Here is an 8,036-nt window from a genome sequence, read left to right on the forward strand (position 1 = left end):
GCCACCTACCCGCGCTGGTACTGGCTGACCTTCAACGCCGGCACCGTCTTCGGCGTCGGATTCTGCACCTGGCTCCAGTTCCAGTCGCTGTACCGCATCAACGCGCTGTGCCTTTGGTGCTGTCTGGCGTGGGTCGCCACGATCATCATGTTCTGGTACGTGACGTCGTTCAACGTACGACATGCATTTCTGCCCGCGCCCGGCTGGTTGCGTGGATTCCTCGGAGAGTTCACCTGGGTCCTGCCGGTCGTGCACATCGGGATCATCGGGATGCTGGTACTGACCCGCTGGTGGAATTTCTGGACGAGCTGACTATTGGGTCCGTCAGGGGAATCTTGAACTGAAGGCGTTCTCAGCATCGTTACCCGGTATGGACGCAGATCCACCGAATCCTGAAAGGGACCGTACCTGAGATGAAGTCGACCACTCGAGGAACTCTTGCCGCCGTCGTCACCGGCGTCGCGGCAGCGATGGGTGCCGCCGCCGTGACGCCGGCCGTCGCGGCCGAAAAGGTTCCCGTCCCCGTACCTCTGGACGGCGTGGGGCGCGCCCTCAACCTGCAGACACCCAAGATCGCCGGGGAGCTTCCGGTGCCGATGCCGGGCGGACCCGAGGGACCGCGGTACGTCGAGGGCCGACTGCTCCCCGACCAGGCGGTGCCGCGACTGCCGGTCGGCGCCGGACTGCCCGGGGCGGGTTTGAGCACGCCCCTTCCGAACCTCCTCGGGCACGGCTTCGATCACCTCGGGGCGGACGCGCCCGCCGCTGATCTGACCACGTTGACGCCGGGGCTGGCCGTGGACACCCCGCTCAGCGCACCCAACCCTGACCACTACGGTCTGCCGGACCTGAAGCCCCCTCAGGTCGCCGTCCTCGGACCACTTCTGAAGACGGTGCCCGGGGCGAACGTCGGCATGGGAGAGGGGGATTAGCACTCCGGTTGTGCTTCTCCAAATGTCCTGATCAGCGTGCCCGTTTCGAATCCGGTGGGTTGATGCTGCATCAGGGCAGTGGTGATCCGTGACCCCTCGATCGGGGTGCGTTGAGACTGCCATGGAGCTGGATATCGAAGCAGGTCTGCGGGCCCCCGAGTTGGAGTCGCTGCCGCTGTGGGAAGGCCGGCGGTTCGGGCGCAAGAGCCGGCTGGTGACGGGCGGGCGCGATGCGCTGATGGCGCCGGATCGTGGCGGTGTCGCCGTAGTGCTCAGAGACCGGGAAAGCTGGTCACACGGCAAACGGCGGCAGCGTGATAGCAGCGAGGCTGCTAACGCGACCTCCACGTCGTCCGCCACCGGCGACCAGTCGGCGACTTCGGTCGCTACGCCCTGACAGTCGTCGAGCACGACACAGCGAAGCGGTATGTCAGGTTTCTTCCTCCCTCCCCGGTTCGACCGGACCCTGTCCGAGCGGCGTTTCGAGGCCGCCGGACGGCCTTGGAGGAAGCAGCTGCTCGGGAAGCCGCGACGGCCGTTCGCGCGCCATGGCAGTATCTGGGCTCCATGAGTGCGTCCCCAGAGGTACGGAGCCTGCGCGCGGCGGTGTTCGCCGTGCTGTGCGTGCTGCTGGCCGCCGGGGGGCACGGGCTGGCCACCGGTCAGGCGCCGCCGCTGTGGGCGGACGGCGCCGGGCTCCTCGCCGTCTTCTCGGCCGGCTGGCTGCTGGGCGGACGCGAACGCTCGCTCGTCGGGATCGGCGGCGGGATGCTGGCTGCCCAGGCCGGACTGCATCTCGCCTTCGAGGCGGCCGGTCCGCGGATGGCGATGGACATGCACGGCGCGCACATGGCGAACCCAGCAGGGCACGCCATGACACCGCACGCCACCGCCGCCCACGTGGTGGCCGCCCTCCTCGCGACCTGGTGGCTGCGGCGCGGTGAAGCCGCGTTCTGGTTCCTGCTGCGACGGGCCGCAGCGCTCGTACCGGGGCTCGCCGCCTGGTGGCGGGTGCGCGCGGGGTGGTCCGCCGTACCGACCCGGCCGGCCGTCGTACGCCGGACCGCGCGGGAACCCCGGCCGCTTCGGCAACTGCTGCTGCGCCACGCGGTCTCCCGTCGGGGACCACCGGCAGGGCTCGCGTACACGCCCTGACCGCATCCCCACCCGTACGGAGTTCCCCTGATGTCCCCGATTCGCACCACCCTGCGCCGCGCCGGCCTTGTCGCCGCCCTCACCACGGCCGGTGTCCTGGCCGCCGCAGGCGCCGCCTTCGCGCATGTGACGGTCCACCCCGAGACTTACGCCAAGGGAGCCACGGACGGTGTTCTCACCTTCCGCGTCCCCAACGAGGAGGACACCGCGAGCACCACGAAGGTGCAGGTCTTCCTGCCGACGGACCATCCGGTCCTCGGCGTGCTCGTCACCCCTCAGGAGGGCTGGACGGCGCAGGTGACGACCACGAAGCTCAAGACGCCCGTCAAGACCGACGACGGCACCATCACCGAGGCTGTCTCGGAGATCACCTGGACCGGCGGCCGGATCCGGCACGGCCAGTACCAGGACTTCAACGTCGCCTTCGGCCAGCTGCCCGACGACACCGACCAGTTGAGCTTCAAGACCCTGCAGACCTACTCGGACGGCAACGTCGCCCGCTGGATCGAGGAGGAACAGAAGGGCGCGGCAGAGCCGGAGAACCCGGCGCCGGTGCTCACCCTGACCGCCGAGGACGCGGAGACGGGTTCCGACGGGACCTCGGACTCGGCGTCGGGCTCCGCCTCGTCCTCGTCGTCGAGCTCGGCGCCGGCCGTCGCGGCCGGCTCGACGTCGAGCAGTGACTCCACGGCCCGTGGCCTGGGCATCGCCGGACTGGTCGTGGGCGTCCTGGGCCTGGCCGCGGCCGGCTACGCCCTCGCGCGCGGCCGGGGTGCCCGCTCCGAGTAGGCGAGCGGCCTCTCACCGGTTCTCACCGGTTCTCACCGGCTCCCATCGGCTCTCACCGGCCGATGACCACCCGCAGAGCGGTTGCCGTCCCGCCGACCTCGCCTTCCGCCGGCGGGACGGATTCCCCCCACCAGCCCGCTCGTGAACACCGTGCGTCCGATGCGAGTTGAGCCCGCGCATGAGTGGGGGGTGAGAAATTTCCGTACCCTCCCATGAAGCCTGTTGCCCGGATGCGAGGATGAGCCCGCCATGACTGCTGGGTGGTGTTCTCGCACGGTACGGGCCGCGGTGTTCGCGGTCGTCTGTGTGCTGCTCGCCGCCCTGGGGCACGTGATGATGTCCGGCGGCACGGTGCCCTGGTGGGCGTTGGGCGGCTCGGGCGCGCTGATCGGCGGCGCGGGCTGGTGTCTGGCCGGCCGGGAACGCGGACTGCCCCTGATCGTGTCCGCGGTGGTCGCGGCGCAGGCGGTACTCCACTCGGTGTTCTCGCTCGCGCAGTCGTCGGGCTCCCTGGGAGTGTGGGGCGCGGCGGCCTCGGTCTTCACCGGCCACGACATGAACTCCATGCCCATGGGTCCCATGTCCATGAGTTCTATGTCCCGGAACTCCGTGCCCATGGACTCGACACGCATGGACGCCATGGACATGGGCGTCATGGATCACCTGGGGCACGCGGCGGACGGCACGTCGTCCTCGCTCGGCATGCTCGCCGCCCACCTGCTGGCCGCCCTGCTCTGCGGCCTCTGGCTCGCGCACGGAGAGCGCGCCGTCTTCCGTGTCCTGCGGTCCCTCGCCGGCCTGTTGGCAGCCCCGCTGCGGCTGCCGCTCGCGCTGCCCGCGCCGGTGAGCCGCCCGCGCCCGCGCGTCCGCCGTGACCGCTCCGCCCGCGCCCCGCGCCGGCTCCTTCTCGTCCACGCGATCACTTCTCGGGGTCCGCCCGCCGGGACCGCTGTCGTCTGAAGACAGCCGGTTCCCCGAGGCCGCCCCTGTGCGCCCCGGGCCTCGGCCGTACGCCCTCGTGCGGCCGGTTTCGATCACCGGACCCTCGGGCCGCCCTCGCGCGCCGGGTCCGGATCCCGGATGACCCGAGAAGGACACCAGGTGACCACTCCTGCCCTGCCCACCTCACGTGACGCGTCGCTGACGGCCTGGGCGCTGGCCGCCCGCGCCGGTGACCCCGACGCCGTCGACCAGTTCGTGCGCGCCCTGCACCGCGACGTATGCCGTTACGTCACCTATCTGGGCGCGGACCCGCAGACCGCCGACGACCTGACCCAGGACACCTTCCTGCGCGCCCTCGGCAGCCTGCACCGCTTCGAGGGCCGCTCCTCGGCCCGTACCTGGCTGCTGGCCATCGCACGCCGGGCCGTGATCGACAGTTTCCGCACCGCGGCGGCCCGGCCCCGGCTGGCCGACTCCGACGACTGGCAACTCGCAGCCGAACGCGCCCAGCCGCGCGGCCTGCCGGGCTTCGACGACGGCATCGCGCTCGACGAACTCCTGGCCGAACTGCCCGAGGAGCGTCGCGAGGCCTTCGTGCTGACCCAGCTCCTCGGACTGCCGTACGCGGAGGCGGCCCTGGTGAGCGACTGCCCCATAGGTACGGTCCGCTCACGCGTGGCCCGTGCCCGCAGCGCCCTGATCGCCTCGCTGTCCGACGCCGAACGCTGTGGAATGCCCGAGCGGCGTGAGCTGGTCGGCGCGATGGCCTGACGGGCGCGGCCGGAAAGGGGCGCGGCCCCGGTCGCCTGGGGGCGGGCCGGGGCCGCGGCTCACGGAGTCACCGTGCTGCGGTCACTCACTGTTGAGTTGCCAAGGTGCGGTGCCGCTGTGCTCAGTTCTGCGCCGGTGCCTTCTTCTTGCGGAGGAGGAACACCGCCGCGCCGCCGATCACGACCAGGGCGACGGCGATGCCCGTGATGATCGGGGTCGCGCCGGAGCCGCCGGTCTCGGCGAGGTTGGTGCCCCCGGTGGAGTCGGCGCTCGCCAGGGCCGGGCTCGGCTCACCGACGGTCTGGGTCGTGATGTCGCTCGCGCTGCCCTGTGTCTTGCAGTCGAGCATGCCGGTGAAGTGCTTCTCGAAACCGTTCGGACCCGTCAGCGTGAAGTCGTACGCCTGGTCCTCCCGCAGCGGGACCGTCACCGTCAGGGACTTGCCCGCGGCGACGGTGTGCTCGGCCCCCATCAGCCCGAAGGTGAACGGCGCGTCGCCCGTGACGGTCGCCGTGACGTCCACGCCGCCCTTGGCGCAGTTCGTCGTGGCGGACAGCGCCGGTATCGCGCCTTCCTTGGCCCAGTTCGCGGTCGCTGTCGCCGAGACCGTCGACTCGCTGGAGCCCGCGAGGATCTGTGTCTGGCTGCGGGTCCCCGAGGCGAAGGCCCGGCCGACCGGCACGGTCGTCGACGCCTGTACGGTCAGCGGCGCCGAGCCGTCCGTGGCGTCCTTCGGCACGTCGAAGTAGAGCCGGCTGCCGTCCGTCGCCGAGGTGATCGCCTTGCCGTCCTTGCCGACGACCTTCACCCCACTGGCGGCGGCGTCCGCGGGCGGCGTCACCGTCACGCTGTCCGCGTCGGTGTGCACCGTGATCGGGCCGAGCCTCTCGCCGGCGTGACCGGAGACCGCGGGCGGGTCGAGGGTCAGCGAGGCCTTGGGCTCCGCCACGTTCCGCGCGTTCTTCTGCAGGTAGTCGGCGAGCTTCTCCGCCTGCGGGTCCAGCGCGTCCACGTCGGCGCCGTCCGAGTACCGCCAGATGGCCACCTGGGTGCCGGCCGCCGCGTCCTGCTCGGTGAGGCCGTGCGCACCGGCCATGTCGGCCAACGCCGCGAGGTCGTTCACCTGTGGGTAGGAGTGCTGCAGGATCCAGCGGATCTTGCCGGCGTCCTTGTTGCTGTTCAGCGAGGTGCCGCTCCAGGAGGTCTCCTGGTACTGGGCGTCCCGCTGGGTCGGGTTGTGGAGGTCGATGCAGTACGTCTGCAGCATGCCGCCGCCGTCGACGGACATCTCGAACAGACCGGCGGACACCTGCTGGTCCACGCCGTTGTCGTGGACCACCGCGGCCCCGTACGTCTTCAGACCGCCGATGGTCGCGGTCGCGCCGCCCTGACTCTGCGGGGCATCGTCGGCGGCGGCCGCACCGGCGGTGGCCAACGCCCCCGCGGCGACGAGCCCCGACACCAACGTCGCGGCGGCGAGGCGAGCGGCCCCTCGCCTGCGCGCGGACCACGCAGAGAACGAAGAAAACACAGAATTCCCCTTCGAGCAGGACCCGTTGACATGGGGGGACGGTCCCGCCAGCAGAATCAGAAGCCCCGTGAGCTATGCCCGGCATCCTAAGGACGTGGGCGCACCGCGCTTCCCGGTCCTGCCGTCGGATAACCGATCCGAATCGGAATCGTTATCGGTCGGCGAGCCTGTGAGCTGCGCTTATCGACAAATCAATGGGGACTGTCCGGAACGGATTTGTCGATAAGCCGCAGTTCGGTCAGGTCGCCCGGCCAAGGCGTTTCCGCATCTGGCGTCAGGTCACTCCGGCGGGTTCCAGCTGCTGTTGGGAGACGTCCAGGGAACGACTCTCCGGCTCCGTCTCCCAGTTGGGCTCGGGCCGGGGGGACGCAGTTGCGTCCCCTTCCTTGTTCGGGCGCCGGAAGGCCGAGGTGCCGCGCGAGAGGTCGTGGCCGATGGCCACCGCGTCGATGTCCGCCGACGTCCAGCTCTGTCCTTCGCGTACCTCGGTACGCACCTTCAACCTGCCCTGGACGATGACGGGATCACCCACCGACAGCGATGCCCCCACATTGGTGGCGAGCGCGCGGTTCGCCCACACGGTGAAGAAATTGGTGTGCCCGTCCATCCAGGCGCTCTTCTCGCGGTCCCAGTACCGCGCCGTCACCGCCAGGCGGAACCTCGCCGACGCGCCGTTTGCCAATTCTCGGTAGACCGGATGCGTCGCCACGTTCCCCACCGCACACACCAGCGTCTCGTTCATGCCTGATTCCTCTCCCGTACGAATGCGTCTGTCGCGGCGGGCGCATGCTTCGCGTTCGCGTGCTCTGCGTTCACACGCTCTGCGTTCGCATGCGCTGCGATCGCCGCGAGTTCAGACTGCCTTCGTCGGGCCGGGCCCGCTGAGCCCTGTGTGCTACCGGCCGGTTGTGGACAACCGCGTCACCCGAAGAGGTGGAGGCACTTCAGCCCGTGGAGTGCCTCCTCGTCATCCGACCGGCGCCGACGCCCCCGTGACCCGCCCGTACTGCTCCCGTACCTCCCGGTACCGCAGCAACTCCGCCGCCACCGGATCAAGCACTCGCGCCCTCCCGCACCCGGCGGCGGCCTCACGCAGTCGCCGTTCCGCTTCCAGCCCGTACCGCTTGGCCGGTCCGCGCGCCGCCATCCTGCTGCCCCACTCGACCGCCGGGCCGCCGATGATGCCCGCCAACATCAGCAGCACCGGCACACCGAGGTTCGGCGCCATGAACCCGATGATCTGCCCCAGCAGCCACAGCCCGCCGATGATCTGAAGAATCGTCATCGAGGCCTGCGCGAGCACGGCGGCCGGCCACCAGCCGGGCCGCGGCGGCCGCCCCACCGGTGTCGTGGCGCGCGTCGCCATTTCGTCCAGCGCCTCCGGCAGCCCCTGCGCACCGCGCACGGCCGCCTCGCGCACCGCCTGCGCCCAGGGCGCGGGCAGCCCGCGGGCCGCCCGGTCCGCCACCGTACGCACCGCCTGTTCGACGCGCTGCCGGGCCGTGGCCTCCTCGTCCGCGGGTGCCCGTACCGACAGCCGGCCCGTCGTCGAGTCCCCCCGGTCCTGGACCCAGCGCCACAGCCGCAGCCAGGGGGTGCCGCACGCGCGGTTGGCGTTGCGGCGCCACGCGCGCTCGGCCGCCTGACCGGCCGCCGTGGCGCCCACCGCGTCCGCGAGCCGGTCCGCGAACTCGTCGCGCGCCTCCTCGCTGAGCCCCGTACGCCGCCCGGTCGAGTAGACGGGACGCAGCCGCGTGGCGGCCGCGTCGAGATCGGCCGAAATTCGACGGGCGGCGGCGCCCCGCTCGGCCAGGAACTGGCCGGACAACAGTCCGTTCGCCCTGGTCTTCGGCTACAACGGCCTGAGCCGCTTCAGCAGCGATTCCACCGCGTTCGGCGCCGTCGCGGGCACCGCC

Annotated in this window: 9 protein-coding genes and 1 pseudogene; 7 read left to right on the plus strand and 3 right to left on the minus strand. The window is 71.1% G+C overall.

The window, feature by feature from the left end; translation table 11 throughout:
- From ABZ656_RS54320 to ABZ656_RS54350, 7 genes are all read left to right on the plus strand, one after another.
- Positions 1-312, plus strand: a 312-nt coding sequence (locus tag ABZ656_RS54320; protein ID WP_360279638.1) for a vitamin K epoxide reductase family protein, incomplete at its 5' end; no start/stop codon positions are given.
- A 101-nt stretch (positions 313-413) separates the two neighbouring features.
- A complete protein-coding gene (locus ABZ656_RS54325; protein ID WP_101405101.1) occupies positions 414-932 on the plus strand; it encodes a hypothetical protein in 519 nt (172 codons plus the stop codon).
- Between the two features lie 121 nt (positions 933-1,053).
- A complete protein-coding gene (locus ABZ656_RS54330; RefSeq protein WP_129592301.1) occupies positions 1,054-1,329 on the plus strand; it encodes a hypothetical protein in 276 nt (91 codons plus the stop codon).
- 170 nt (positions 1,330-1,499) lie between these two features.
- Entirely contained in the window at positions 1,500-2,087 is a 588-nt protein-coding gene (locus ABZ656_RS54335; protein ID WP_101405102.1) for a hypothetical protein, read from the plus strand.
- Positions 2,088-2,117: 30 nt separating this feature from the next.
- The gene (locus ABZ656_RS54340; protein ID WP_101405103.1) at positions 2,118-2,876 is read left to right on the plus strand and encodes a YcnI family protein; all 759 of its coding nucleotides are present in this window, start codon (positions 2,118-2,120) and stop codon (positions 2,874-2,876) included.
- 249 nt (positions 2,877-3,125) lie between these two features.
- Positions 3,126-3,836 (plus strand): hypothetical protein, encoded by a 711-nt coding sequence (locus tag ABZ656_RS54345; protein WP_101405104.1) that lies wholly within the window; start codon positions 3,126-3,128, stop codon positions 3,834-3,836.
- A gap of 120 nt (positions 3,837-3,956) precedes the next feature.
- Complete coding sequence (locus tag ABZ656_RS54350; protein ID WP_101405105.1) at positions 3,957-4,589, plus strand: sigma-70 family RNA polymerase sigma factor; 633 nt, start codon at positions 3,957-3,959, stop codon at positions 4,587-4,589.
- Between the two features lie 121 nt (positions 4,590-4,710).
- On the opposite strand, the gene ABZ656_RS54355 is transcribed toward ABZ656_RS54350, so the two are convergent.
- The 3 genes and pseudogenes from ABZ656_RS54355 to ABZ656_RS54365 all read right to left on the minus strand — a co-directional run.
- Positions 4,711-6,120, minus strand: a complete 1,410-nt coding sequence (locus ABZ656_RS54355; protein WP_101405106.1) for a Cys-Gln thioester bond-forming surface protein — start codon at positions 6,118-6,120, stop codon at positions 4,711-4,713.
- Positions 6,121-6,394: 274 nt separating this feature from the next.
- Positions 6,395-6,862 carry a single-stranded DNA-binding protein gene (locus ABZ656_RS54360; RefSeq protein WP_360279645.1) on the minus strand — a complete coding sequence of 156 codons (468 nt, stop codon included), beginning with the start codon at positions 6,860-6,862 and terminating at the stop codon, positions 6,395-6,397.
- Positions 6,863-7,087: 225 nt separating this feature from the next.
- Positions 7,088-7,942: pseudogene (locus tag ABZ656_RS54365) on the minus strand (ATP-binding protein); the annotation flags it as partial.
- Positions 7,943-8,036 lie beyond the last annotated feature (94 nt).

Source organism: Streptomyces sp. NPDC007095, assembly GCF_040634475.1.
GTDB lineage: Bacteria > Actinomycetota > Actinomycetes > Streptomycetales > Streptomycetaceae > Streptomyces.